Genomic DNA, 26,922 nt, shown 5'->3' on the forward strand with positions numbered 1-26,922 from the left:
TCAGCGTGCCCGCCTGACGAGCATCAGCCCGCAGCCGAATGCCTTGGCCCGTCCGAAGCCGGACGCAAGCCGCGCGGCAAAGGCTTCGGGGTCCGTCACCTCGACAAGGCCCTTCAGGTGACTGATGCCCAGTTGCGCGCGCGTTCGGCCCCGACCGCGCTGAAGCGGAACGGTGCGGTAGTCCGCAAGCTCGGTTTCCAGGGCATGAAAGCCGTTGCGCTCGCCCTGGCGCGCAAGCCAGCCGGACAGGGCATCCTGGCCGCAATCGCGGCGCAGGCGCGCACGCGGCACCTCCACACCCTCCCGCTCCCGGGCGCGCATCGCATCCATGACCACGTCCACCCGCCGGCGCCCGTCGCGGCCGCGCAACGGATCCTCCATGCGTTCCACCGTGGCATTGACGACCATGTCGAAGGCAAGACGGTCTCCGGGCGCAAACGCCGGCTCCCAGGGTTTGCTCTCCACATGGAAGAACGCGCAGTCGGACCGGGGCTCGGGGCCAAGCACATACCAGACGGACCCGTCCGCGCTGTCGTCGGCGCGCCGCCACAAAAAGGCCGCGCGCCCGCTCCCGGTCTCCCCTGCCCGCTGCACTGCCTCGGGCAGCAGGGTCCACAGCAGGCGGTGGCTCGTGTCGAGAAGCGAACCGCCGTCCCGCTCGCCAAGCAATGTGCCCAGGAGCGGCGCGACGTCCGGGGATCCCCGTTTCAGGGTCGCGCGGGTGAACCACAAGGTGCTCATGCGCCGCTCTCCTCTTCCGCCACCCCGCCCGGGATCCGCCATTCGCGCCGGTCGGAAAACGTCCAGCGGCTCGAGCGGTCGCGCGGCTGGTCCCGTCGCCAGTGAGCCGAAACGCGATTGGCGCCCGGCGCATCCACCGGGTCTTCCAGCGCATGAAGGCGAGCCGGCCCGAGCCGACGCTTGCGCATCGCGGTGCGGGCGTCGTCCAGCGCGCGTGCATGTGCCGCAAAGGCCTCCCGCACATCGTCACTCGAGACGACTTTCGGGCAGAGCGGATGACTTGGCGTGCAGGACCGTCGCCCGACGGACAGGACGAAGACCGGCTTGCGAAAGGCGTCGGCCAGGGTCTCGAGCGTCAACTCGCCCGGCGTTTCGCTCAACCTGAACGCGGCCTGCCACAGGGCATCCGTGCGATAGTCCCGGCGCGTGATCGACGTGTTGAGATGCTCCTTGCGGCGCAGCGCCTCCGCACGTGTCGCCACGCCCTTCGCCGCCTGGTGCAGCGACTCGTAGGTGTGAAAGTCCGCAAGGAGATTTCCCGGTTCGATCAGGGCCGAGGCCGTCACCAGCCCGGCCGAGAGCGCCGCCTGCCCGGACGCATCCTCGCGGCGGACACCAAGTGCCGCCCCGGCAAGACCGATGAGCGACGAGCGCGTCGGCATGTCGCCGGTCTTGCGCGTGGTGTTGCCCGGCTGATCGGCGAAACTCGCGAACGGCGCCTCAAGCGCGATGACGAGCCATTCGGCCATCACAGCCCCTCCGCCGCGAACCCCGCAAGCTGGTCGATCGTCGCGGCCTCCGCGTCCCCGACATGCAACCGCATCTCGCCGTCGGCGCGAAGGCCATAGCTCCGCGCGAACCCGTCACGCTCCCCTTCCAGCTTCGCGACCGCCTCGGCGAGAAGATCGGGCCCCCGCACGGGAACGGTGAAGGCACCGGCCAGATTGACGGGCTGTACGTCACCGCGTTCGGCGAGAATGAATTTCGCGCGGGCATGGTTTGCGAAGGAATTGATCTTGCCGCCCGGCACGGCCATGGCCGCCGCGCGCACGAAAGCCTCGATGCCCCGCGCGGCGAGCGAGCGGTCGCCATCGAGGTTCTCCACCAGCAGCGGACGATTGACGCAGACATAGAGGTAGTAGAGGCCGGCGCCGAAGCCCGCCTCGCCGACAAAGCCCGCTCCCGCGTCTTCCGCCTTCTGCTTGAGATCGTCGACGGCGGTGTAGAAGTCATCCTCGATCACGACGCGGTTGACGGTGAAGGCATGGGCAACCTGCACGGCGGCATCGCGGTTCAGGTCGGCGTTGTCCGCCAGCATCCGGCCGAACATGGCGATGTCCACCGCTCCGTCCGCCGGACGAAGGACGAGGCGGGCGAGGTCCTTGTCCTTGGGCAGTTCCTCACCGGCCACGAAACGTTCCGCCAGATCGAAAGCGGCGGCCCTCTCGTCGGGCGACACGAAGGCGAGCTGCGCGGTTCGGGCGGCCTCGGGCTTGCGGTTGGACTCCAGCTTGCCGAAGACGGGCACGATGGCCTTGGCCGCCTCGATCGCCTTTGCCTCGTCGACGGCCTTCTTCATCAGATGCTCGATGATCTGCTCGCCCATGCGCTGGGTGCGCTGGCCAGTGTGCCCCTCGAGCGCGGTGGCGAAGGCATCATGCGTGCGGATTGCGCGCTTGAGCGCCTGGCTGGAAATGCGCTGGCGCAGTTCGCCACCGATGCGCGCCGTCTTGGGACGCCCGAGATCGTCACGGTTGGGATTGGAAATCGGATACTCGGTCAGAAGATGCAATTGCAGGAAGCGGCTCATCGCGCGGTCTCCTCGGCGGACATGTGGGTCGGGACGGGATCAAGGCCGGACGGTTCGGCCACATGCGGCCGGCCGAAGTAGTCGAAGGTCCATTTGATCCGCGTGCGTTCGCTCCAGCCCAGCAGGTCGCCAGCGAAAGCCTGGATGTTGAACGTGGCCTCGCCGGCAACCTTCAACGCGCGGCGGAGTGCGGTCATGGCCTCCTCATCGAGGCCGCGATCGAGCGCGGCCATCAGCGACTGGAAGCGCAGGACGGAGAGCGAACGCTGGTCGGCGTCGAACCCGCCCAGCACCTGCAGCAGGCGTTTCGGTCCCGAGCTCCCGTCCCGGCGCTCCGCCAGAAGTGCCGACACAAGCGCCAGACGCCGGTAGCGGTCGTTATCGAAGGAACGGAAGTCAAAGCCTCCTTCCTTCATCGCAAGAAGCAGCGCGTGAAAGGCCGGCTCCAGCAGCACGGCATCCGGAGAGGGCGCCCGCCGAAGGGCGGCGCGCGCGCCGGCGTCGCCACGCTGGTGGGTCTCCGGGTTGGGATAGAGCCGCCGCCAGACGGAAATCAACGCCGTGACAGTCTCGTCGTGACGGCGGGGGGCCTTGCCCGCCCCGTCCCGTGGCGTGGGCATTGCCATGATCACGCTCCTTCCATTGGGGTCGCGGCATCCGCGGAACGCGGCCTTGCGACGATGCGCAGGGCCTGCGCGATTTTCGAACGCTCCGAGAGACCGGAGAACAGACGGCCATAGGCGTTGGTGATCCGCTCGGCCTCGCGCATGTCACCGCCAACGAGGCGCAGGGTCGCATGCTCGTCGAAGATCGACAGGCACAGGCCGCGCACCGTGGCGAGCCACTGGCGGGCAAGCGCGTCGTCGTCGGCCTCCGCGCCGCGCGCGGCAACTTGCGCCAGAAGATCGTGGAAGGTGTCCTCGGCACGCTCGTAGAAGCTGTTCCCCGCTTCCTCGAACAGACCGCTGTCGGTGGATTTGGCCTGTCCGCCGAACAGCGCCTCGTTGAGAGCACCGCGCAGGAGGCGCAGCCCATCCTCCGCCGCCTCTGCAAGATCGCGCGCGCTGCGGGACAGGGCCGCGACCGCTTCTTCATCGCCGTCGAGGGAGATATGAAGCGGTTCGGCGGCCTCCAGATAGCGCTCGGCTTCCATGTTGTTCATGGCCCAGCCGGCCGCAAGCAGGCTGACGCCGATGCCGCGCCGGCGAAGCGCGCGCAGCCGCGCGCCGACCCGGTCCACGACTTCCGCCGGGCGCGCCGCAAGCTCCTTGCGCTGCAGGCCGACCGTCACGCCGACCCAATCGCGAAACCCCAGTCGCCCGGCTTTCGGCTTCACCGTGTAGGGCGGATCGCTCCTGGTCTGACGGTAGGGGGTGAGCGGATGGGTCCAGTCCGAATAGTTCATGCCCCACGGGTTTTGCACGAAGCCGGTCACCAGCGGACCTTCCCGCCCGGTGAGCGGACACACGCCCTCTCCCTCGGCAACGAGACGAATGCGGCGCGGCATCCCGAAGAACGCCTGCACGGGATGCACCGCCGGGTCCGCCTGGGCGATCGTGCGCGGCGGCTTGCCCTTCGAGGTGATCGTCGGTCGCAACCAGGGCAAGGCCCGGTGCATCTCGTCCGCCGGCAGAGCGCCATCGCGCCCGCCGAAGGTCAGCGGAAGATTGAGCAGGAGCAGCCGCTTCAGCGGCGGGACCGGTTCACCGCCGCCGGCATTCGGCACGACGAGCGTGGTCATCGGGCCGCCGCCACGCATGGATGTGCGGTTGCCGGCGCCACCCGAGGGCGCGAACTGCTGCAACGCGTATAGCGCCATGGCAGCCGCCTCGAGCCCCAGCGCGGGAAAGCGGTTGCGATGGGTCAGAAGGTCGGAGTTCTTCTTCTGGCCGTTGGCGCCGGGCGTGTCGATGAACAGCGCCTCGACCGGGTTCGGCGTTCCCGCAAGCTCGTCCAGGTCCTGACAGAAGCGCGGCCCCTCGCCCGCTTCATCGCCAAGGAGATTGAAGAACGGCGCAAGACGCTCGATGCCGGCCGCCAGATCCCCCTCGCCGCGCCCCTCCCACAGGGCGCGCCAGTCGTCTTCGCCGGCCGGCTTGTGAAGGAGCGTCAGAAGGCCGATGGCAAGCTCCGCGCTCGCGACGTTGAGGTCGCCGCGCGGCCAGTCGAAGGCGACGGGATAATCCTCTTCCTCGGCAAGCAGGCCTGAAAGGCACTCCCAGCGCCGCGCGCCGGACAGGGTGAGCACCGGAAAGACCGGATCCCTCACCATGTTGAGATTAAAAACTTTCCTTGAAACAGACACGCATGAACCCCCAACAGTGTCCAGCGCGCACACGCGCGCTGGACATATTGCATACAAAAGGGTATTCAGCGCGGCATAGAAGGCCGCGCACAGTCAGGTCTGATGCCCATGTGGGCTCACCTCGCGTGTTCCTTGATAGCGAAGCAGTTCGGTCACCACACCTCTGACTGCTATCGCGCTCATTGAGACCTCCGGGCGAATCTCGCCCGGAGGTCTTTTTTTACCCAGACACGCCGGCGTGTCAAGGATTATCCTGGTCATGACCTACGCGCCGTGCCTTAATTTCCTCACCTACTCATTGTTTCTTACATCGTTAAACACCAGGAACAGACTTCTCCTGCCACAAGATGCCTTGCCACTTAATGAAATCCCCGCGTGTGCGGGGAACATTCTTCCCGGCGCTGCATCCCAACGCGGCGTGCCGGGTCATTCCCGCGTTTGCAGGATGTCTCGTGGTACCGGGACAGGTACCGCCTGTCCAGCACCATTCATCACACAGACACCGCACCACTTCCGAGCCCGTATGAGGCGTCGTAGCGAAGACTTTCCGCGTCGGCGGTGAGGAGGTGCCCGTCGGCATCGACCTCGTAGAGCGGCATGGTCTGCTCCCATTCCGGCCAGTTGGCACGCACGTTTTCGACCGCGACCGGATCCAGGGGCCCGGGAAGCGCTCCCCCGCCGGCACGCCGCAACCAGCCTTCACGCACCGACATCTCGCTCAGGCTCCAGTTCAGCAAATCCTCGGCGCCGGGCGTTTGGCACAGGGGGACCAGCACGCCGCCCTCGCGCCGGGCAAGGCGAAAGGTCAGCGAAGGCTCGCCGAGACGCGTCCCGATGTCCTCGTCGGCGGAAAGCTCCGCAAGCGCGGCATAGCCATCGTCCGGGTGGATGGCGTTTCGCTTGGCCATATATTCCGCGCTACTCTCACAACCGAGCGACTCCATGTGACCGCCATAAAGACATGTGGGAAGACCTTCAAAGGCGGGATCATAGGCGGCCTCGACCAGGGAGCGCAGGTCGCCGGGCGTTTCCAGCGCGCCTTTCGCGAAAAGATCCCGCGCGCTGCGCCACATCACGCCGGGCACCCTGTAGACGAATGCCCCCGCACCCAGAACGGGTTCCAGCCACCTGGCATCGCCGATGCCGTGCGGGTCGGGAGCGAGAAGGTGCAGCACCGGCGCGGCGACGGGACGTGCCTCGCGGTGATGCCGCCACAGGCGGCCGGCGCGCTGGATCACCATGTCCACCGGTGCGAGGTCGGAGAAGATCACGTCGAAATCCACGTCCAGGGACTGCTCGACCACCTGCGTGGCCACGAGGATCCGCCCCGACCGGGTCGCCGGATCGCTGTCGCGACCGAACAGGCGCAGGACACGTGCCTCGATCGCGCCACGGTCCGCCACGGTAAAGCGGGCATGGAAGAGATGGCAGCGCTCCCGGTCCTGCCCGCCTTCGACAAGCGCATGCCACATCTCGACGGCGGGATCGACCGCATTGCAGATGATTGCAATGCACGCGCCCTGCCCGGCCGCCTCCAATGCGAGCCGGACGACCTGCTCCCGGCTTTCGACGCGCCGGATGGCAATGCGGCGCGCCAGCGCGGGATCGCTTTCGACGGGGCACTCCTCCACGTCCGTCGTCGCGCTCCAGTGCGTCAGCAGCGGATAGGCCGGCGAGCACACGCGTCGGCGCAGGTCGGGCAGATCGTTCGGGTGGACGCCCCGGCCATGGGCGAAGGCCGCGACGAGGCCCGCCCGCGCGCGATGTCCGAGCGTTGCCGAGAGAACGATGACCGAGCCCCCGAGGCGCGCGTGCATCTCCACCAGCACTTCGAGTTCCTCGCCCATGTAGGCGTCGCAGGCGTGGGCCTCGTCGACGACGAGCACCCGCCCGGCGAGCGCATATTGGCGCATGGTCAGATGCTTGCGGCGCAGGATGGAGAGGAATGCCTGGTCGATGGTCCCCGCCCCGGCCGAGGCGAAGAAGGCCTTCTTGCGATTGTCGGCGATCCAGGCGTTGAACCAGGTGCGCACCGCCGAGTCGCGCGCGTCCGGCCCGTCGCCCGCCGCCAGCCGGTCGAGCCGGGTGGCAAGCCCGGCCTTTCCATGAGCAAGAACGAGGGAGGCCGGCCCCTCGAACAGGCCGGCAAGGGCGGTTTCCAGGCGCGTGTGCATCGCGTTGGCGGTCGCCATGGTGGGCAGCGCGATGAACAGCCCCTCGCCGAGCCCGGCCGCCATCATCCGCGCGGCGAGCAACAGGGCCGCCTCGGTCTTGCCCGAGCCCGTGCCGTCCTCGATCACGATGATCTGTGGTTCCATGGGAAGCGACAGGTCCCGCGCCCGCGCCTGCATGGGGCGCGGCGCGAGCGTATGGGCGGAAAACCGCGCAAGGACGGGAGAGGACACCACGCGCGCCGGCAGGAGCCCCTTGTCCGCAAGCGCCGTTTCCGCCCGCTGCCGGGCGAGCGACCAGTATTCGGCAAGCGGAAGGTCCGGATCCTCGAAGGGAAAACAGGCGACATCCGAGCCGACCCAGTCGGCCAGGGTGACGAGGCCGTTCAGGGAAAAAGAGAAGCCGGCCGTGTCATGCGGGTCGCCGATGTCGCGAAGGTCCGGAAACAGCCGCACGAGATCCTCGCAGAAGGCCACCGCCGCCGCCACGCACGCCCTGCCGATCAGCGGATCCCGCTCCGCCTGTTGCGCGTCGCACCGATCGAGATGATCCATGTCCGGCGCGACGCCGTGGTGGCCGGCCACGGCGGCGATGATCTGCCGGTCCGGCCCGAAAGGCCCAAGAACGGGCGCGAGGGCACGATGCACCGGGCCGGCGTTGAGAAGAACCGCACTCGCCTGCCAGTGGGACACCCGCCCCGGCAGCGCGGCGGGCACCGGCCCAAGCGCGGCGACCGGCCAGACCTCCGGTGCAAGGGCCTGAAAGGAGTTCGAGAACTTACCCAGATCGTGCAAGGCGGCCAGAAACGCGCATGTCGCCACATGCGCGCGCCCCGACAGGCCGGACAGGCTGACTTCCCGCGACAGGCGAGCCGGATTGTGCCGAAGATACGCCTCGACACAGGCGGCAACGTCCAGACCGTGATGGGCAACGGGCTTGTACCGCCAGGGGGCGTCGTCCGCGCCTGTCTTGGCCCAGAACAGCGCGTGCCGGACCGCATGTGTCTCCGTCTCGCCCAAGCTTCCCCGCCCCGCCTGCACATCCGCACCCGGGGAGTGTGCAGGCCAGGTGGCAAAAAGGGAAGCGCTCCGATCCCCGCGTGTGCGGGGAACGCGCCATAGTACCCGGCGGCATACCGAACTTTTCCGGTTCATCCCCGCGTGTGCGGGGAACGCTCGTCGCCGCCGCCGCCGCGCATCGAGGCGAGCGGTTCATCCCCGCGTGTGCGGGGAACGCCTTTTGCGCGTCTGTTTCGGCCCTTAGCTTGGCGGTTCATCCCCGCGTGTGCGGGGAACGCACTGCCGGCGAATGACGGATCAGGCTCGACACCGGTTCATCCCCGCGTGTGCGGGGAACGCCCTTCCTGAAAGCCACTGATTTTCAAAGAACTTTTCAAGCACGAAAAGTCTACCAGCTTTTTGTGCCGTTTTGAAGCGGATGACAGGAGGCGTTTTGGGTGGCCTCCCCACCCCTCCTCAGCGGATCTGCTCGCGCAGGAAGTCGATGAAGGCCGGGTTGGTGCCATAGGCGACGTTGACGCGGATGGTCGCCGGCCCCCGCACGCCCCGGTCGGGGGAGAACACGCTGCCGGGCGCAAGAAAGATGCTGCGCTCCGCCGCCCTTCGGCACAGTTCCAGTTCGTCCACGTCACCGGGGAACTCAGCCCAGAGGTAGAAGCCCGGCGTCACGCTCTGGCGGACCTTGAGGCCGGCCGCCTCCAGTTGCGCGCCGGACGCCTTGTGCGCCTCCTCCACCCGCGCCTTGAGCCGCCGCAGATGGCGCAGGTACTGCCCGCCCTGGATGAGGTTGAAGACGAAACGCTCCACGTAGTCCGAGGTCGCCACCATCGTCAGCATCTTGAGATTGCTCAGCGCCCCCACGATGGAGGGATGACCGGCGACGAAACCGCAGCGAAGGCTTGCCGAGAGCGTCTTGGAGAAGGTTCCCACGTAGAGAACGCGGTTGAGCTGGTCGAGCGCGGCGAGCCTTGGAAGGGTCGCGGGAACGATGTCCGCGAGCGCGTCGTTTTCCACGATCAGGAAGCCGGACCGCTCGGCAAGCTGCATGAGGCCAAAGGCCACCGCCGGCGACAGCGTGCCGCCCGTCGGGTTGTGCGCATGGGACTGGGTGAAGAAGACCTTGGGGCGATGCACGGCAAGCTTGGCCGCGAGATCCTCAAGATCCGGCCCGTCCGGGCCGCGCCGGATGCCCACCATATGCGCCTTGGCCAGGGTCAGCTTGCCGAACAGCGGATAGTAGCCGGGATCATCCACGAACACGGTGTCGCCGGGCTCGATCAGGTGGCGGATGATCAGGTCCAGCCCGTGGTTGACGCCATGGGTGAGCAGCAGACCGTCCGGCGGCACGGAGATGGAGCGCTCAAGCAGCAGCATCCGCAACCGCTCGCGCAGTGGCGCATAGCCCCAGGAACTGCCGTAACCGAAATCGACGGAGGCCGGTTCGGCCGTCTTGAAGCCGGAAAAGAACCGCTTAAGCTCGGACCCTTCCGTCCAGAAGGCGGGCGGGCGACCGTCTCCGGGTCGCACCTCGTAGTGCTGGTCGAGCTGTTCACGCAGCAGGGAAACGATGTCCACCGCCGCCGCCACATGCGGCGCCTGGGGCGCGGGACGCACGATCTGGAACTGAGCCACGTAGTAGCCGGAGCCGGCGCGTGCCTCGAGCAGCCCCTGCGCCACCAGACGGTCATAGGCGTCCGCCATGGTGTTCTTCGACACGCCATGTTCGCGCGCGGCCTGGCGCACGGACGGCAGGCGCTCGCCGGCCTTGTAGGCGCCCGCCGACAGCAACCCGCTGACATTCTGGACGATTTTGTCGACTCTCGACATGCGCACCTCGGCAGTCTTGACGATGACTGTCCCAGCCAAATAAATGGGACAGTCATCGCCAAATCGCGCCAAACTGTCCCTTGATTGTCCCAGTACGTTTTATGACAATTCGGGCTGGTCTACAAACATACAATCCCCGGGAGGATGCCCATGACCGAATTGACCCGCCGCCGCCTTCTGACGGCCTCGGCCGTTGGTGGCGCTGCCACGCTTGCCATGCCCGCCGTCGCGCGCGCCCAGGAAAACGTCCAGTGGCGCATGCAGGCGCTCTGGGACGGCGGCACCACGCCGTTCGAGTTCGAGAAGGCCTTCGTCAAGCGCGTCGGCGAACTGACCGACGGCCGCTTCGAGATCAAGCTGTTCTCCGCCGGACAGCTCGTGCCCGCGAACCAGGCGTTCGACGCGGTGCGTGCCGGCGCCTTCGAGATGATGAAGACCTTCGACGGCTACGAGGCGGGCAAGATTCCCGCGTTCGCCTTCACCTCGACCATTCCCTTCGGCTTCCCCGAGGCGGACCAGTACGAGGCATGGTTCTACGAACTCGGCGGTCTCGACATGGCCCGCGAGGCCTATGGCAAGGCCGGCCTCACCTACATCGCACCGACCGTCTATGGCGAGGAGCCGATGCACTCGACCGTCCGGATCGAGACGATCGCCGACATGGCCGGCAAGAAGGGCCGCTTCGTGGGCCTCGCCTCCGCCGTCATGGGCGACCTCGGCGTCGCCGTGACGCCGCTGGCCACCGCCGAGGTCTACTCGGGCCTCGAGAAGGGCCTGATCGACTTCGCCGACCGTGGCGACCTGACGGCCAACTACGAGGCCGGTCTCGCGGAAGTGGCGAAGTTCATCATCCTGCCGGGCGTGCACCAGCCGACCACCGCGACCAGCTACGTGGCCAACAACGCGGCCTACGCGGCGCTGCCCGACGGCTTCAAGGCGGCGCTCGCCGTCGCGGCCCGTGAGATCTCCGGCTCGCTCCGCCAGCGCATTCTCGTCGAGAACACCAAGGTGCTCGACAAGTACCGCGAGCAGGGCGTCGAGGTGATTCATCTGGACCAGGGCGATGTGGCCGAGGCCCGCGCCAAGGCGGTCGAATCCTGGTCCAAGGCGACCAAGGGCGATCCGCTCGCGACCAGGATCGTCGAGAGCCAGACCGCCTTCATGAAGTCGCTCGCGCTCCTTTGATCCGCAAACGACATGCGACGGGCGGTGCCATCCGGCACCGCCCGTCCGTTTTCGCCGCGCCTCGCGACCAATCGGCAGCCCCATGAAAGCACTCTGCGCCCTTGTCACCGGCCTCAACCGGATCCTTTTCGTCTTCGCCGCCGCGATCATCTTCGCCGTGGTGCCGATGCTGCTCTACGAGGTCGTGGCGCGCTACGCCTTCGACGCGCCCACGGTCTGGGCCATGGAGGCAAGCACGCTCGTGTTCGGCCCCCATTTCATGCTGGCCGGCCCCTACCTGTTGCATATGCACGGGCATGTCTCCGTCGACATCCTCAGCGAACGGGTCAAGGGCACGCCACGCAAGGTCCTGCAGATCTTCTCCTATGCCGTCGTGGCGATCTTCGCCGCCATCCTGGCAAAGGTGAGCTGGCCGCTGGCGATCAATGCCTACGAGTTGGGGGAGACCAGCTTCTCCGCCTGGAACCCTCCGATCTGGTGGATGAAGTTCGTCGTGCCGTTCGCCTTCGCCATGCTCTTCGCCCAGGCCCTCGTCGAGGCGATCTCCACCCTCACCGGACCGACTGACGAGGAGGCTCGCCCATGAGCTCGGAGCTCGTTCTCGCGATCATGTTCGCAAGCCTCGTCGGCCTTCTGCTGACGGGTGTTCCGCTCGCCTTCACCCTCGGCGCGCTCGCGCTGCTCTTCACCATCACGCTGTGGGGACAGGCGGCACTCGCCGTCACCGTGCTCAACCTGTTCGACACGATGCACTCGGAATCGCTTCTCGCGATCCCGCTCTACGTGATGATGGCGAGCATCCTGCAACGCTCGGGCGTGATCGAAAGCCTCTACAAGGCGATGGAGCTCTGGTCGCGGAGGCTTCCCGGCGGCCTTGCGGTCGGCACCATCGCCATCTGCACCATCATCGCCGCGATGACGGGCATCGTGGGCGCGGCCGTCGCGGCCATGGGAATGCTCGCGCTTCCCTCCATGCTGAAGCGCAACTACCACCCGGAGCTCGCCATCGGTACGATCTGCGCCGGCGGCACGCTCGGCATCCTGATCCCGCCGTCGGTGATCACCATCGTCTATGCGGTGACGGCACAGGCCTCCATCGGACAGATGTTCATCGCCGGTGTCGTTCCCGGGCTCCTGCTCGCCTCGCTCTACATCGGCTACATCGTCGTGCGTGCGACACTGAACCCGTCCATGGCGCCGCGCCCGGAGGAAATCGAGGACATCACCTGGGGCATGCGCATCGCCGCGCTCAAGTCGCTGGTTCTGCCCATGCTCATCATCGTCGGCGTGCTCGGAACCATCTACATGGGTATCGCCACCCCGACCGAGGCCGCGGCCGTCGGCGTGGCACTGGCCTTCGTTTCGGCGCTCATCGAACGCCGCCTCGACCGGGAGCTGATCCACGGCGTCGGCCTCGACGTGGTCAAGGTGACGACGATGATCCTCTGGATCACCATCGGCGCGCGTGCCTTCGTCGCCATCTTCACCGGCACCGGCGGCGCGGATTTCCTGCTCGGCTTCATCCAGAATCTCGAGGCCAACCGCTGGGTCGTGCTGGCCGTCATGCTGGCCATGCTGTTCTTCCTCGGCATGTTCCTGGACGAGATCGGCATCATTTTGCTCTGCGTGCCGGTGTTCCTGCCGGTGATCGACTATCTCGATTTCGACCGGCTGTGGTTCGGCATCCTGTTCCTCGTCTCGGCACAGATGGCCTACATCTCACCGCCCTTCGGATACACGCTCTTCTACATGAAGGGCGTGCTGCCCGCCGGAATCGGCATGGGCACCGTCTACCGCGCGATCATCCCCTTCATGCTCCTCCAGGCACTCGGGATCCTGATCTGCGCGATCTTCCCGGAGCTCGTGCTGTGGCTCCCCCATTCCATGATCAAGTAAGAAGCAGGACACACGATGAGCGACGTCCGATCGTCTCGTATTGAAGGCCTTCACAAGATGACGCCGGAGGCCCGCCTTCAGGCCGTGGCGCAACAGGCGAACCTCGGAAACGAGGCCATCGCCAGCCTTTCCGCCGCGGCCGAGGGGCAGATCGAGCTCGCCGACCGGCTGGTCGAGAACGCGATCACTTCCATGGCGATCCCGGTGGGCATCGCCACCAACATGATCGTCGACGGCCGCGAGATGGTCGTTCCCATGGCGACCGAGGAGTCCTCCGTCGTCGCCGCCGTCTGCAACTCCGCGAAGCGCTGCCGCCCGACCGGCGGCTTCCGCACCTCCAGCAGCGGCCCGGTCATGGCGGCCCAGATCCAGCTTCTCGGCGCCAGCGACCCGGAGAACGTCCGCCTCAAGGTCTATGAGCGCATGGACGAGATCCGCGCCATCTGCGACGAGACGGATCCGCTGCTCCTGAAGTTCGGCGGCGGTTTCCGCGATCTCGACATCCGCGTGCTCGAAACCGACGAAGGCCCGATGACCATCGTCCACATCATCGTCGACACGCGCGACGCGATGGGGGCGAACGCCGTCAACAGCATGGCCGAGGCGCTGGCACCGAAGCTCGTCGAGTGGACCGGCGCGCGCAGCCTTCTGCGCATCCTGACCAACCTCGCCGACCGCCGCGTGGTGCGTGCCCGCGCCGTCTGGCCGCTCGACCAGATCGGCGGCGAGCAGGTCCGCGACGACATGCTCTCGGCCTACCATTTCGCCGATGCGGATCCCTATCGCGCGGCGACGCACAACAAGGGCATCATGAACGGTGTCAGCGCCGTGGTTCTCGCCACCGGCAACGACACCCGCGCCATCGAGGCCGGTGCGCACGCCTTCGCGGCGAAGGACGGCCACTACCGTTCCATGTCGCGCTGGGAGGCGGACGCGGACGGCAATCTGGTCGGCATTCTCGAGATGCCGATGGCGGTCGGCCTCATCGGCGGCGCCACCAAGGTCCATCCGACCGCCCAGGCAAACCTCGCGGTGCTCGGCGTGAAGACGGCGGACGAACTCGCCCGCATCATCGTCTCGGTCGGTCTGGCGCAGAACTTCGGAGCCATGCGCGCCCTCGCCACGACCGGCATCCAGAAAGGCCATATGGCGCTTCATGCCCAGAACGTCGCACTTGCAATCGGCGCGGTCGGCGCGGAAATCGACCAGGTCGCGAGCGAGCTCAAGGCGCTCGGCAAGGTTCGCCAGGACCTGGCCGAAGAGATCCTTGCCCGCCTCCGGGGCGGCAAGTGAGCCAGCACGTCGAAATCGTGGAGGTCGGCCCAAGGGACGGCCTCCAGGCCTGGCCGAAGCCGATCGCGACGAGCGCACGCATCGGGCTCGTGGAACGGCTGCGCGAGGCAGGTACAAGGCGTATCGAGGTCGGTGCCTTCGTCGCCCCCGACCGTGTGCCGCGCATGGCCGACACGGCGGACGTGATGGCGGCCACCGGCTCGCGTGAGCGGGCCGGCGACATGGTGCTCGTCGCCAACCGGCGCGGGCTCGATCAGGCCCTGGAAAACGGCGCACGTGCAATTGCCGTCTTCACCGCTGCAAGCGATGCCTTCGCGCTCAAGAACATCGGCCGGACCGTCGACGCCTCGCTCGAGCGCTTCGCGCCATTCGTCAGCGCGGCACGGGCGGCAGGCGTCTTCGTGCGCGGATACATTTCAACGATCACCGACTGCCCCTACACCGGTGAGGTGCCTCCCGAGGCGGTCGCCCCCGTGGCCAGGGCCCTCAGGGACATGGGCTGCGGCGAGATCGCGCTCGGCGAAACCCTCGGCAGGGCAACGCCGCGCCGGATCGCCGCCGTCATCGAGGCGGTCGCGAACCATGTGCCCCTGGAGGACGTGGCGGCCCATTTTCACGACACCTACGGGCTGGGCGTCGCCAACGTTCTGGAAGCGGTGCGGATGGGCATTCGCACGGTTGACGCCGCTGCCGGCGGCCTTGGCGGCTGCCCCTTTGCACCGGGTGCAACCGGCAATGTCGCCACCGAGGACGTGCTCTACATGCTCGAGGGAGAAGGCTACGAAACAGGCCTCTCAATGGAGAAGCTGCTCGACGCGGTCGCCTATTGCGAAAGCGGCCTTGGTATCGCGCCGGTTAGCCGCGTCTACAAGGCCCGTCGCGGCGCCTGAGCCCGCCCAACGGCGTCCGGCGCGGCGCGCTTCCTCCCGGCGCGCCGCCCGCAAACCGCTCAGAAGTGCAGGCCGACCTTGAGGCTTGCGGAATGGGACCGGCTTTCCTCGCCGAAGCTGCCGCTGTAGTGCAGCTTCGCCTCGAAACGCTCGCCCTGAAGCACGCTGAAGCCCGCCGCGACGGTTCCGCGCACCTTCTCGCGCTCCGAGGTCAACGACAGCTTCGCCCCCGCCAGAGCTCCGCTTGCGAAGGACTGGGTCATCCTGTGTTCGTTGTCGAGCGCGAAGGCAACGCCGGCTTCGAGATAGGGGCGCACCACGAGATCATCGTCGAAGCGCAGATCCGTTCCGATACGCAACTGCGGATGCAGGTCGGCGATGAACATGTCGTGCGCGTCAAGCGCCAGCCCGAGGCTTCCCGCATCCCGCTCCGTGTAACCGAAATCGTGGATCCAGGACATGTCGAGATCCAGCGTGGGGATCGCGAAGACACGGCCGAAGTCCAGTTCATGCGCCAGCCGCACACGACCCGAAATGCCCGCCGCGCGAAGCCTTGCCCGCGCGATATCGCCCGAGACCGGCACGTAGCGCTTGCTGTCGCCCCAGGAATAGGAGCCAGACAGCGCGGCGGTCGCGAGCCACGGTCCCTGCGTGTACTTCAGCACACCGCCCGCGTGAATCCCGTAGCCATCGCTTGAAACACCCGCGCCGCTGCTGTTGCTGACATTGAACCCGGCACCGAGCCCGAGGCGCCAGTTCTCCGCAATCGCCGCCTGCCGGCCGAACGAGAAGCCCGACAGACGCACCGTGGTGTTGGCCGCGAAATTGTCGGTGAAGCTCTGCGTCGCCTTCCCCCAGGTGCATTCATCCTCGCGCAGGGCCGCCCAGGGCCCGTACTGGGTGCCGCAACTGTGCAGGTTGTCGATGTGCGAGATGGCAGCGGTATGCTGGGTCACCGCCAGATCATAGTCCTGCGAGGCGTCAAGGTGATCCGTGAGCGTCCGCGAAAGGGCCGAGAGCGTCGTTGTATTGGCCGCACCGAGCAGGAACTCGTAAAGCCGTTCGTCACCGGCGGAAACCGCCTCACCGTCCATCCAGCGCGCAACGAGCGGATCCACGGCCCGGGCCACCGAGGCGGCGTTGCCGGAAAGCCCGGCGTCCGCGAAGCTTGCATCAACGTCCGTGACCTTGACGCTCAGCATGTCGGACGAGGTCTGGAAGCTGAGCACCGGCGTGTCGGCCACATGTCCCTCGAAGGCACTCGCGCCGAGGCTGTCGACGATCTCGACGGAGTTCGCCAGCTTTCCGAAGGACGAGAGATAGGGATTGAGCGTGCCGCCGTTGCGGGTCACGGCCAGCGCGGAAATATAGGCGGAGGTGCCTGCCACAAGGTCGATCTCCAGGAAGTGGCGACTGCCCTTTTCCGTGGTGTATAGACCCGCATTGATCACCGACCCGTCGATCACGCCCCTGTTGAGCACGGCGACGGTGCCACGGGCCACCTCGATCGTGCCTTCGACGCCACCGCTCTCCCCGACCACGATGGCCCCGCGGCCGCTGGCGCTGACGGCACGCTGCTTGCCGCCGTAGGTCGCTATCTTGGAGCCATCGGCTCCGACCGCCGCGACGGTGCCCTCGATGTTGAGCTCGAACGCCGAGCGTTCGTCTCCGATCACGATGGCGCTGGTCGCCGTGTCCTCATCGCGCGCAAACACGAACGCCCCCTTTCGGATATCGACCTTCGTCGAGACCCTGGAGCCGCCCGAAGTTACCGCGATGCCATTGATCGCGCGGATGCCGGCACCGTCTTCGCCCGAGGCGATCACCTTGCCCGAGATATCGAGAGCAATGCCCAGTCCGTCGGAACGGCGTGCCAGCGCGTGGATGCCCGATGCATGGGCACCGGACACCGAGACCGTGCCGCTTTGGGTAACGCTCACCTGGCCGGACTGCGTGCCTGTCTCGTAACCGGCAATCTCCCGCACGCCGTCGGCGCTTTCCAGAACGAGCGCCGCGCCGCTCGCCGAATAGGCAAAGATACCGTCCGAGTAGTCACCGAACGTGCTGATGTCGCCGTGCGAGGTGACCGTTACCGTTCCGCCTGCCCCGGATGCACCGACATGCGATGTTGGCGTTCCGGACACCTTGCCGTTGACCGTTACCAGTCCGCCGCCATTACCCGCGGACTGGGCGAAGATGCCATGTGCATGATGACCGGTCGTGCTGATCGTGCTGGCGGAATCCAGCGTAACGGACACGTCACCGCCGGCACCGCTCCCGCTTGCCTGCAGGTTCAGGTCGAGCGTGACCGCCCCCCCGCCAGTATCGAGGGAGAGCAGCCCGCCACCGCCGCCAATCGACTGCGCCAGAACGCCATATGCAAAATCGCCGATGGTGGAGACTTTTCCGCCGGTCAACGCGACCGTCGCCGCGCCACCGTTGCCACCCGCGGACACGGTCTTGCCGAATGTCGAGTGCAGATCGACGGACCCGATGCCGTCGGCGAGGATTCCCGCGATGCCCCCCCCACCGCCAACCGACTGCACGACGATGGCGTGGGACAGGTCCCCGGACGTCGAGACCGTTCCGGTCAGATCCGCGCGGGCTTCCCCCGCGTCCGCGTAGCCGGCGGTCCTCGTTCCGAAATCGAGGTGGAGCGTCGCGCTGTCGCTCCGGGCCAGGTCGGCGACAAATTCGCCACCGCCGCTGCCCACGGACTGTGCAAGGATGCCGAAAGAGCCTGCCCCGCCTGTCATGATGGTGCCTGTTGCGGAAACGCTCGCCTTGCCGCCCGCTCCCTCGGCAGCACCCGTTCCGCCAAGCGTGGCGGTGATGTCCTGGTGATCGACCGAAAGCGCGTCGGAAACGATCACACCGGCGCTGCCACCGCCGGAGGCGACCGATTGCGCCACCACACCATGCGAAAGGTCGCCACCCGTCGCGACACGGGCGGCATGGCCGTCCGTGGTCTGCAGCGTTGCGCCGGCCTCGCCGCCCTGCGCCGGATGCCCGCTGTGCCCCTGCTCTCCGCCGAGCGTGACGTTGAAGGTCGCGGTCGAGACCTCTCCGGCAACGTGCGTGCTGTCGAGAACGGTCGCGAAGGTTCCGCCACCACCCGAGACCGACTGGGAAAGTACGCCACGCGATCCGGCTCCGGAGGTCACGACACTTGCGCCACCGGCAAGTGTCACGGAGCTCTTTCCGGACTGGCTGGTCAGCGTGTGATCACCGGAACCGAGTTGCACGGTGAAGTCATAGGTCGAGCTGTCGGTCCCCGCGCTTTCGGTTCCCGGCGCACTCTCCCCGGCCTGAAGGCTCAAGGCCTCCACATGGCCGATGTCGCCACCGCCGCCGCCGATCGATTGCGCCAGAACAGCATGGGATGCGGCACCAGCGGTCGAAACAACGCTGCCGGCCGCGCCACGAATGTCGACGGTACCGCCGTTGCCTTGTGTCCCCGCTTCCGCGCCACCGAAGATCTTTCGCTCGACAGCCCGCGTGATCACCGCCTTGACGTCCGGCGCCGTGGACGAGGAAGACCCGCCTCCGGTCCCGTCCTTCAGGTCAAAGGTATCGACAAGACCGTGCATGCCGCCGCCACCGCCAATCGACTGGCCGACGAGACCATGCGCATTCGCACCGAAGGTTGAAGCCGTGCCATCGTTGGCAATGGAAACGGCCAACCCGTTGCCACCGTTGCCGCCCGCGCCGCCCATGGACAGGGTTGTCGTTCCGCTGGTGACGGAACGCTTGCCGTGATCGGTGTTCTTTGCCCCGAGGCTTGCCGTCCGGGTGAGAACATCACCGCCGGCACCGCCGCCGCCGCCCAGGGATTGCACCACGACCGCCGCGGAGCGATGGCCCTGTGTCACGATCACGCCGGAATTCGTGAAAGACTGCTTCGCCTTGTCGGAGCTGCCGCCATCGCCGCCCGACCCTCCTGTGCCGCCGACAACGGCATTGAGGTTCTTGACCTTGGCACCGGCTCCAGCCGCAAGACGAGCCGAGTTTCCGCCGTAGCCGCCACCGCCACCAATCGACTGCAGCAGCACGCCGACCGAGTTGTTTCCAAGCGTTGCAATCGTGCCGGTGTTCTTCGCGGTGATATCGCCACCGTCGCCGCCGGCCCCACCCTTGCCGCCGATGTCCACGCCCACGCTGGTCACGGACTTCCCGGCCGCGCCGGAGAGGGAGGCAACGTTTCCGCCCGCACCACCGCCGCCACCAACGGACTGGACCAGCATGCCGGCCGAATGGTTGCCGAGCGTGCCGATGACCGCCGTGTTGGTGGCGGAAACGATGCCGCCGTGATTTCCGCTGCCGGCACTGCCGCCAATCGCCGTTTCGAGATTGACGGCGTTGTTCTTCTTTTCCAGGTCAGCCGGCGCCGAAAGCGTGAAGGTGAGCGTGGACGCCGAACCGCCATTGCCGCCACCGCCGCCAAGGGACTGGACGAGTATGGCGTGCGAAATATCCCCCTCGGTGGAGATCGCGCCGGAGCTGGTGAGATCGATCGTGCCGCCCTTGTGTCCGGTCCCGCCGCCGCCGCCGATGGCCGCGCCGCCGCCAAGGGACCCGCGCGCCTCATCCGAAATCGTTACGTTGGCGGTGATGGCCGCACCACCATTGCCGCCGCCGCCCGCTATCGACTGGGCGATCAGGCCGGACGACGTGTCGCCACTGGTCGCAATCACCGTCGCGGAGGAGATATCGATCTTTCCCGCCGTTCCGCCCGGACCTCCGCTGCCGCCAACGGAAACCGGCGTCGTGATGCTCTTGGCGTTCGGCCCGGTCGTGATGCTGGCATTCACGCTCATTGCCGTGCCGGCGTTGCCACCGCCGCCGCCAATGGACTGGATCAGCATGCCGGCGGAATTCGCGCCCGCCGTGGTCACGCTGCCGCCCTTGGTGGTCAGGGAGACCGTGCCGCCATTGCCGCCGTCACCACCGCTGCTCCCCACGGCGACCGGCGCGGAGAACGATCCTTCCGCGGAGGCCGACAGGGTCACGGCCGACGCATTGCCGCCATTGCCTCCGCCACCGCCGACCGACTGCGCCAACACGCCGATGGAATTCTCGCCGGAGGTCGAGATTTTCCCGACACCCTTGATCGTCACGGCTTCCCCGTGACCGCCACTGCCGCCACCGCCGCCGACCGAGGCTCCAAGCGTGATGGACTGCTGCGTCGAGGCAGACACGCTCACGGTCGTGGCGGACCCGCCATTGCCACCGCCGCCACCGATCGACTGGGCCACGACCCCAAGTGCGTTCCGGCCCTGCGTCGTCACACTGCCCGACCCGTTGAAGGTCACCGCCCGGCCGACACCACCCGTTCCCCCGCCTCCGCCAACGGCAACGGAGGCGTTGAGCGTCGGACCAATGCTGACGCCGGCGGAGAAGGCGAGCGCGGACCCGCCGTTGCCGCCGCCGCCACCGATCGACTGCAGGACGATGCCGTCGGAGTTGTCCCCCTCGGTGCGGATCGCTCCGGCGCTGCCCAGCGTTACGGTCTCGCCATCGCCACCGTGTCCGCCATGCCCGCCGATGGCAACACTTGCCGAAATGCTGTCGATCTCGTTGCCAACGCTCAGGGAAAACGCATGTGCCCCGCCACCATTGCCGCCGCCACCGCCCACGGACTGCAGGACGATGGCGTCCGAGTTGGCATCGTAGGTGGTCACACTGCCGTCGGCGGTGCCGTTGATCTTGCCGCCGTCGCCGCCCGTCCCGCCCTTGCCGCCGATGGCGACCGATGCGGAGAACGACACGCCGCCCCCATACGAGACGGATGAGGAGCCCGCCGATCCGCCGTTGCCGCCGCCACCGCCGACCGACTGGGCCAGAACACCGACCGAGTGCGTGCCGGCGCCGTCGACAAGATGGGCGCTGGCGGAGTTCTCGGTTCCCGTCGAGATCGACGAGCCCGCTCCAAGGTTGATGGTGATTTCGCCGCCGTCGCCACCGGACGCTCCATTGCCCCCCATGGAAACGGAGGTCGCCAGGATCGGCGCCGAAGAAGAGGCATGCGCCTGACCGCCCGATCCACCGCCGCCGCCAATCGACTGGGCGATGATCGCCGAAGCATGGTGGCCGCGTGTGGCGATGCTGGCCTGGTCGCCGAGCCTGACATCGAGGGTGCCGCCGTCGCCACCGGCACCGCCAGAACCGCCTATCGCAACCGACGAAAAATAGGCCTGCGCGTGGGCGCTGCCACCCGACCCGCCACCGCCACCGATCGACTGCACGATGATCGCATTGGCCAGATCGCCTTCGGTCAGGATGCTGGCTGCCTTGTTCAGATGCACCGTGACGCCGCCGCCGTCGCCAGCGGCACCGCCCTTGCCACCGATGGCGACCGCCGAGAAGGTTCCCGTCGCCACCGCGTTACCACCACGTCCACCACCGCCGCCGACCGAAATCAGATGAATGCCGTTCGAGAAGGCGCCCTGTGTGTGAACACTGTATTCGCCCGCGCCCAGCGCCGTGCCATCCATGTCGACGGTGACCTTGCCACCCCGACCGCCGGCCCCGCCGTCGCCGCCGACCGCGATCTCGCCCTCGCTCGCGCCGCCGTCCTGGCCACCGCCGGCCACGCTGATCCCGTAGATCGCGGTGGAGAAGTAGCCCTGCGTGGTGATCGTCCCGGAGTTGGTGACGGTAACGTCTCCCCCCGAACCGCCGCTGCCGCCCGCCGCGCTCTCCCCGCCTGCGCCGCCCTGCCCGGCGATGGATTGTGCGAAGATGCCATCGGAGAGCATCTTCGTGGTCAGGATCGTGCCGCTGTTGGTGACGTTGACGGTGCCGCCATCGCCGCCGTTTCCACCGACACCGCCGATACCGCTGCCACCGGTTCCACCGTTTCCTCCCGACGTCTGCGCGAGAATCGCGGTCACCTTGATCTCGTCGGTCTTGATGGATCCCGAGTTCGTGACCGATGCGACACCGCCATGCCCGCCATGGCCGCCCCTGGCGCCGATCTTCACCTGACCGAGCAGGCCCCTGTCGGACACTCCTCCCGTGTTGCCGTCGCCGCCGGTGCTGCGCGCCCTGATGCCGACATAGGCACCGTTGCCGATCACGATATGGCCGGCGTTGACGATGGAGGCCTTGCCGCCATCGCCCCCCTTGCCGCCCTCGCCTCCGGCAAGACCCAAGAATACCGCGTCACCCAGATCCTTGGAGGAGCCGCCGCCCAGGCCACCCGCGCGTCCCGTGCTGGTTGCCTCGAGAGCTGAGCTTTCGTAGCCGCCAACCGTCAGCGTGCCACCATGGGTCAGCGTGACGTCGCCGCCGTTTCCGCCAGCGCCGCCCGCTCCGCCGCTCCCGCGCTTGCTCTTGAACGACACGCCGCCATCGCCGCCGACGCCGCCGACCGCCAGCACGCCATAGCCGAAATTGTTGCTGCTCAGGGTTCCGTCGATGGCCAGATTGACCGTTCCGCCAGCGCCGCCGGCCCCGCCGGGCGACCCGACAATCACGAAAATGGCGTTGAACTCGTCGCCCTTGCCACCCGTACCGCCATTCGACCTGGCCACGGTGGGAACGAGCGTCTTGCCGTTGTCATCGTCCAGCCGGCAGGAAATCGTGGCGCCGGTCCCGCCGGCCCCGGGAGGGACCGTGCCGTGGCCGTCAGGACCGTTGGCGCCTTGTCGAGCGATCTCGAGAGTGGCCGTCGCGCCTTGCGTGTCGCAGGCGGGAAGCGTTGCCGCGTCGGCCTGGACTGCCCCGGAAACGAGGAGTGCGGCAACAGATGTCCCGAGCGCCAACCGACTGCGTGCAATTCGGCGTCGCTCGGATCCGGTCACCAGCAATTTCCTTGAATATCAATATATTTGCTGAAGTCTTGGTGATTCCACGGAGGATGTCCAGGTATTCCGGGCACCGGCGCCCACGTTCCGTGGACACCGATGCGGAATTGAGATGTGTTTCAAGGTCAGACGTCCTTGAGAAGCCTCAACGCATCGTAGATCGCGGCGTGGGTGTTGCGCGCGGCGACCGCATCGCCAATGCGAAACAGCCGATACGCCCCTTCCGGATTGCGAACAACCGTCTGCGGCGAACCGGCCACGAGTTCGTCGTGGGAAATCTCGCCATGGTTCACCGAGCCCGGCTTCAGCTCGAAATAGAGCTCGTCGAGCGGGATCGTGCCGTGATTGACCACGATCTGGTCGAATGCTTTCTCCCTTGCGACGCCCCCGTAGTCGCTGCCGATGCGGGCCACGAGTTCGTTGCCCCGTCGTTCGACCGCCTCGAGGCGGAAGGTGACCGTGAAGGTTACATCACGTGCCTGCAGCGTGCGCATGTAGGGCACGAGGTTCATGGCCATGACTTCCGGCGCGAATGTGCGGTCCGGGGTCATGACTTCCACCTTTGCCCCGGCCCCGGAAAGAACCTCCGCCGCCTGAAGGCCCGCATGGTCGCCTGCATCGTCATAGACGAGCGCGTTCGTGCCCGGCTTCACGTCGCCTGAAATGATGTCCCAGGCGGAGACGACAAGCTCGTTGCCCTGAGAGAGCACCTCGGTGTGCGGCAATCCCCCAGTCGCGATGACGACGATGTCCGGAGTTTCCGCGAGAACCGTGTCCGCTTCCGCCCAGGTGTTGAACCGCAAGGAAACGCCAAGCCGCTCGCATTCCGCCAGTCGCCAGTCGATGATCGAGATCATCTCCTTGCGCCGGGGGCTTTGCGCGCTCAGACGGACCTGTCCGCCGGCATTGGGCGCGGCCTCGAGCACCACGACGTCGTGACCGCGCTCACCCGCGACGCGAGCCGCTTCCAGCCCCGCCGGCCCCGCTCCCACGATCACCACCTTGCGACGCTTTTCGGCACGCTCGATCACATGCGGCATGGAGAGCTCGCGCCCCGTGGCGGCATTGTGGATGCAATAGGCGGCCCCGCCCTGGTAGATGCGATCGAGACAGTAGTTGGCGCCGACACAGGGGCGGATCTCCTCTTCCCGCTTCTCGATGATCTTGCGCACGATATGCGGGTCGGTCATATGCGCCCGCGTCATCCCGACCATGTCGAGCTTGCCGCTGGCAATCGCGTGACGCGCCGTTGCAACATCCGGGATCTTGGCCGCGTGGAAGGTGGAAAAGTCGGTCGCGGCCCTCACTTCGCCCGCGAAATCGAGGTGCGGCGAGTTGGCCATGCCCTGAATGGGAATGACGTCCGTCAGCCCCGCATCCGTGTCGATATGCCCGCGCACCACGTTGAGGAAGTCGACCAGCCCGCTGTCCTTGAGCCGGCGCGAGATCTCCAGCCCGTCCTCGCGCGACAGACCGCCTTCGAGCATCTCGTCACCGGTGTAGCGCACGCCGACGATGAAGTCCGGCCCGACACGCTCGCGAATGGCACCGAGCACGTCGAAACCGAAACGCAAACGATTGTCGAGCGAGCCGCCATAGGGACCGTCGAGCGTGTTGGTCAGCGGTGACCAGAACTGGTCCATCAGGTGGCCGTAGGCCTGAAGCTCGATGCCGTCCATGCCGCCGGCCTTCATGCGCTCGGCCGCATCCGCATAGTCCTTGATGATCCGCTCGATATCCCAGTCTTCCATCTTCTTGGGAAACGCGCGGTGAGACGGTTCGCGGTTGTGCGAGGGAGAGACGACGGGCAGCCAGAACTCCTTGTCCCAGCGGGTGCGCCGGCCGAGGTGCGTGAGCTGGATCATGATCGCCGCACCCTGCTCGTGCACCGCGTCGGTCAGATCCTTCATCCACGGCACAACCTCGTCCTTGTAGACGAGCAGGTTGTTGAACACCGGCGGGCTGTCCTTCGACACCGCCGCGGACCCGGCCGTCATGGTCATCGCGACGCCGCCCCTGGCCCGCTCCACGTGGTAGGCGCGATACCGGTCCTTCGGCATTCCGTCTTCCGGATAGGCCGGCTCGTGGGAGGTCATGAGAATGCGGTTGCGCAGCGTCAGGTGCTTGAGCTGGAACGGCTGGAGAAGGGGATCGCTCGACATGTGCGTGGCTCCGCTGTCTGGCTTGGCGGTCGTCTCGAAAAAAGAGGCTATCCAGAAATGTTCACTAGTGTCAATTTCAAGTTCACTAGTGTCAATGAAATTGACTTCGATGTTCCCCACGCCCTAATGAAGCGCCATGGATGACACGACGAACGACAGTGGATGGCGCGGGTCGCGGGACCTGTGGCTGCAGGCGGCGTACCAGGCCTTGCTGGAAGGCGGCGTCGACGCGGTGAAAATCCAGCCGCTTGCCAAGCGGCTCGATCTGTCGCGCACGAGCTTCTACTGGTTCTTCAAGGACCGCGTCGCTCTGCTCGACGCGCTGGTTTCGCTCTGGCGCGACAGGAATACAGGCAATCTTGTCGGTCGCGCCGAGGCCTATGCAGAGACGATCGCCGAGGCGATGCTCAACGTCTTCGACTGCTGGCTCGACCCAGAACTGTTCGATTCCCGCCTGGAGTTCGCGGTGCGGAGCTGGGCCCTGCAGTCGCCCGAGACCCTTGCGGAGGTCCAGCGTGCGGACACCCGTCGCATCGAGGCTCTTGCAGCAATGTTCACGCGCTTCGGGTACGACCCGGCAGGCGCGGACGTGCGTGCGCGCACCATCTACCTGACCCAGATCGGCTACATTTCCATGCAGACACGCGAAGACGCTGGCGAGCGGCTGAAACGCATTCCCGCCTACGTGGAGATCTTCACCGGCCAGAAGCCCGAGCAGCGCGAACTCGACCGGTTCTTCGCCCGCCATGCGTCACGCCTCGACCGTGACGCGGCCGAGAGGGCGTGAGCAGCAGGCGAGAATGTAGCCGTCCTCGATATCCTCGTCGGTGATACCGCCATTGTGCACCATATGAACCTCGCCACCGGTCTTGAGCACCTTGCACGTGCCGCAGATCCCCATGGTGCAGCCTGAAGGGATGACCAGCCCTTCGGCGCGGGCCGCGGCCAGCACCGTGTCGGCCTCGCTGCAGCGTGCGGTCACACCCGACACCGAGAAGGCCACCTCCGCCTGGTTCTGTTCGTCGGGCACAACGTCGTCGGGAACCGCTTCCGCACGTTCCAGCGCACCGGAAAAGCTCTCCTGATGATAGCGGCTCATGTCGTAGCCAAGCGCGACCAACGCCTCGCGCACGCCCTGCATGAAGGGCTCGGGGCCGCAACAAAAGACCTCGCGTTCCAGATAGTCCTGCGCCATCAGGCCGAGCATGATCTGATTGAAGGTGCCGCGATACCCCGACCAGGGGCGGAAACGGTCCGCCTCCTCGACCACCCACTTCACGTCGATCCCCTCGATGCGCGAGGCCATCATCTCGACCCGCTCGCGCAGGATGATCTCCGACGGCCTGCGCGCGCAGTTGATGAAGACCACATCGGGCTCCTCACCGGAATCGTAGAGCCACGTCGTCATGGCGACCATCGGCGTGATGCCGGAGCCGGCCGAGATGAAGAGATATTTCTCCGAAGGGTGCTCCGTTATGGAGAACCGCCCCGCCGGCCCGATCGCCTTGAGCCGCATCCCCTTCTCGAGATTGTCGATCATCCAGCGCGTGCCGATGGAATCCGGCTGCGCCTTGACCGTCACCGTGAGCGACACGGGCCGCGAGGGTGACGACGAGATCGTATAGGTGCGATGGAGCGGTCCGCCGGGCACCGGCAGTTCAAGCGTGATGAACTGGCCGGGATCGTGATTGAAAAGGGCACCCGACGGGCTGCGGAAGCTGAATGTTACGACATTCGGCGCTTCGGGCAGACGGGAAACGCACTCGAGCGGTTCCGCGTCCGTCCAGAAGGACAGCGACCTTGACCGGCTCATC

16 protein-coding genes are annotated in these 26,922 nt (G+C 66.8%); 6 read left to right on the plus strand and 10 right to left on the minus strand.

Going from position 1 to position 26,922, the window contains the following annotated elements; translation table 11 throughout:
• The 7 genes from cas6e to ACYX4S_RS12505 form a co-directional block, all read right to left on the minus strand.
• Positions 1-741, minus strand: a complete 741-nt coding sequence (gene cas6e, locus ACYX4S_RS12475; protein ID WP_476360402.1) for a type I-E CRISPR-associated protein Cas6/Cse3/CasE — start codon at positions 739-741, stop codon at positions 1-3.
• The gene (gene cas5e / locus ACYX4S_RS12480; RefSeq protein WP_476360403.1) at positions 738-1,490 is read right to left on the minus strand and encodes a type I-E CRISPR-associated protein Cas5/CasD; all 753 of its coding nucleotides are present in this window, start codon (positions 1,488-1,490) and stop codon (positions 738-740) included. The genes cas6e and cas5e overlap by 4 nt, the downstream gene beginning before the upstream one ends.
• Positions 1,490-2,551, minus strand: coding sequence for a type I-E CRISPR-associated protein Cas7/Cse4/CasC (gene cas7e / locus ACYX4S_RS12485; protein WP_476360404.1), 1,062 nt, complete (start codon positions 2,549-2,551; stop codon positions 1,490-1,492). The genes cas5e and cas7e overlap by 1 nt, the downstream gene beginning before the upstream one ends.
• Positions 2,548-3,177 (minus strand): type I-E CRISPR-associated protein Cse2/CasB, encoded by a 630-nt coding sequence (gene casB / locus ACYX4S_RS12490; RefSeq protein ID WP_476360405.1) that lies wholly within the window; start codon positions 3,175-3,177, stop codon positions 2,548-2,550. Before casB ends, cas7e begins: the two co-directional genes overlap by 4 nt.
• A 2-nt stretch (positions 3,178-3,179) precedes the next feature.
• A complete protein-coding gene (gene casA, locus ACYX4S_RS12495; RefSeq protein WP_476360406.1) occupies positions 3,180-4,823 on the minus strand; it encodes a type I-E CRISPR-associated protein Cse1/CasA in 1,644 nt (547 codons plus the stop codon).
• 524 nt (positions 4,824-5,347) lie between these two features.
• The gene (gene cas3, locus ACYX4S_RS12500) at positions 5,348-8,047 is read right to left on the minus strand and encodes a CRISPR-associated helicase Cas3' (protein ID WP_476360407.1); all 2,700 of its coding nucleotides are present in this window, start codon (positions 8,045-8,047) and stop codon (positions 5,348-5,350) included.
• A 456-nt stretch (positions 8,048-8,503) separates the two neighbouring features.
• The gene (locus ACYX4S_RS12505) at positions 8,504-9,874 is read right to left on the minus strand and encodes an aminotransferase-like domain-containing protein (RefSeq protein WP_476360408.1); all 1,371 of its coding nucleotides are present in this window, start codon (positions 9,872-9,874) and stop codon (positions 8,504-8,506) included.
• A gap of 150 nt (positions 9,875-10,024) precedes the next feature.
• Here ACYX4S_RS12505 and dctP point away from each other — a divergent pair, with 150 nt between their 5' ends.
• The 5 genes from dctP to ACYX4S_RS12530 all read left to right on the plus strand — a co-directional run bounded on the left by dctP (position 10,025) and on the right by ACYX4S_RS12530 (position 15,138).
• On the plus strand, positions 10,025-11,059 hold the full coding sequence (gene dctP / locus ACYX4S_RS12510) for a TRAP transporter substrate-binding protein DctP (RefSeq protein ID WP_476360409.1): 1,035 nt from the start codon (positions 10,025-10,027) through the stop codon (positions 11,057-11,059).
• A gap of 82 nt (positions 11,060-11,141) precedes the next feature.
• Positions 11,142-11,645, plus strand: coding sequence for a TRAP transporter small permease subunit (locus ACYX4S_RS12515; protein ID WP_476360410.1), 504 nt, complete (start codon positions 11,142-11,144; stop codon positions 11,643-11,645).
• Positions 11,642-12,955 (plus strand): TRAP transporter large permease, encoded by a 1,314-nt coding sequence (locus ACYX4S_RS12520; protein ID WP_476360411.1) that lies wholly within the window; start codon positions 11,642-11,644, stop codon positions 12,953-12,955. The genes ACYX4S_RS12515 and ACYX4S_RS12520 overlap by 4 nt, the downstream gene beginning before the upstream one ends.
• Before the next feature lie 15 nt (positions 12,956-12,970).
• Positions 12,971-14,248: a hydroxymethylglutaryl-CoA reductase, degradative gene (locus ACYX4S_RS12525; protein ID WP_293718653.1), complete on the plus strand. Its 1,278-nt coding sequence runs from the start codon at positions 12,971-12,973 to the stop codon at positions 14,246-14,248.
• The gene (locus ACYX4S_RS12530; RefSeq protein WP_476360412.1) at positions 14,245-15,138 is read left to right on the plus strand and encodes a hydroxymethylglutaryl-CoA lyase; all 894 of its coding nucleotides are present in this window, start codon (positions 14,245-14,247) and stop codon (positions 15,136-15,138) included. Before ACYX4S_RS12525 ends, ACYX4S_RS12530 begins: the two co-directional genes overlap by 4 nt.
• 59 nt (positions 15,139-15,197) lie before the next feature.
• Here the strand turns inward: ACYX4S_RS12530 and ACYX4S_RS12535 are convergent, their stop codons facing one another.
• Together ACYX4S_RS12535 and ACYX4S_RS12540 are read right to left on the minus strand one after the other, a co-directional pair.
• Positions 15,198-22,943 (minus strand): hypothetical protein, encoded by a 7,746-nt coding sequence (locus ACYX4S_RS12535; protein ID WP_476360413.1) that lies wholly within the window; start codon positions 22,941-22,943, stop codon positions 15,198-15,200.
• 128 nt (positions 22,944-23,071) lie between these two features.
• Positions 23,072-25,108: an oxidoreductase gene (locus ACYX4S_RS12540; protein ID WP_476360414.1), complete on the minus strand. Its 2,037-nt coding sequence runs from the start codon at positions 25,106-25,108 to the stop codon at positions 23,072-23,074.
• Positions 25,109-25,244: 136 nt separating this feature from the next.
• Here ACYX4S_RS12540 and ACYX4S_RS12545 point away from each other — a divergent pair, with 136 nt between their 5' ends.
• Positions 25,245-25,895 carry a TetR/AcrR family transcriptional regulator gene (locus tag ACYX4S_RS12545; protein ID WP_476360415.1) on the plus strand — a complete coding sequence of 217 codons (651 nt, stop codon included), beginning with the start codon at positions 25,245-25,247 and terminating at the stop codon, positions 25,893-25,895.
• Here the strand turns inward: ACYX4S_RS12545 and ACYX4S_RS12550 are convergent.
• Positions 25,860-26,921 carry an FAD-binding oxidoreductase gene (locus ACYX4S_RS12550; protein WP_476360416.1) on the minus strand — a complete coding sequence of 354 codons (1,062 nt, stop codon included), beginning with the start codon at positions 26,919-26,921 and terminating at the stop codon, positions 25,860-25,862. The two genes, ACYX4S_RS12545 and ACYX4S_RS12550, sit on opposite strands and share 36 nt — an antisense overlap.
• Position 26,922 lies beyond the last annotated feature (1 nt).

The organism is Stappia sp. ABD4_338, from assembly GCF_056312175.1.

What these genes read in the sequence shown, in the direction of transcription:
- ACYX4S_RS12515 (WP_476360410.1), top strand. Translation starts at nt 11,142, where the DNA reads ATGAAAGCACTCTGCGCCCTTGTCACCGGCCTCAACCGGATCCTTTTC.
- ACYX4S_RS12520 (WP_476360411.1), top strand. Translation starts at nt 11,642, where the DNA reads ATGAGCTCGGAGCTCGTTCTCGCGATCATGTTCGCAAGCCTCGTCGGC.
- cas7e (WP_476360404.1), bottom strand. Translation starts at nt 2,551, where the DNA reads ATGAGCCGCTTCCTGCAATTGCATCTTCTGACCGAGTATCCGATTTCC.
- ACYX4S_RS12540 (WP_476360414.1), bottom strand. Translation starts at nt 25,108, where the DNA reads ATGTCGAGCGATCCCCTTCTCCAGCCGTTCCAGCTCAAGCACCTGACG.
- ACYX4S_RS12545 (WP_476360415.1), top strand. Translation starts at nt 25,245, where the DNA reads ATGGATGACACGACGAACGACAGTGGATGGCGCGGGTCGCGGGACCTG.
- dctP (WP_476360409.1), top strand. Translation starts at nt 10,025, where the DNA reads ATGACCGAATTGACCCGCCGCCGCCTTCTGACGGCCTCGGCCGTTGGT.
- cas5e (WP_476360403.1), bottom strand. Translation starts at nt 1,490, where the DNA reads ATGGCCGAATGGCTCGTCATCGCGCTTGAGGCGCCGTTCGCGAGTTTC.
- ACYX4S_RS12550 (WP_476360416.1), bottom strand. Translation starts at nt 26,921, where the DNA reads ATGAGCCGGTCAAGGTCGCTGTCCTTCTGGACGGACGCGGAACCGCTC.
- ACYX4S_RS12505 (WP_476360408.1), bottom strand. Translation starts at nt 9,874, where the DNA reads ATGTCGAGAGTCGACAAAATCGTCCAGAATGTCAGCGGGTTGCTGTCG.
- casA (WP_476360406.1), bottom strand. Translation starts at nt 4,823, where the DNA reads ATGGTGAGGGATCCGGTCTTTCCGGTGCTCACCCTGTCCGGCGCGCGG.
- cas6e (WP_476360402.1), bottom strand. Translation starts at nt 741, where the DNA reads ATGAGCACCTTGTGGTTCACCCGCGCGACCCTGAAACGGGGATCCCCG.
- ACYX4S_RS12525 (WP_293718653.1), top strand. Translation starts at nt 12,971, where the DNA reads ATGAGCGACGTCCGATCGTCTCGTATTGAAGGCCTTCACAAGATGACG.
- casB (WP_476360405.1), bottom strand. Translation starts at nt 3,177, where the DNA reads ATGGCAATGCCCACGCCACGGGACGGGGCGGGCAAGGCCCCCCGCCGT.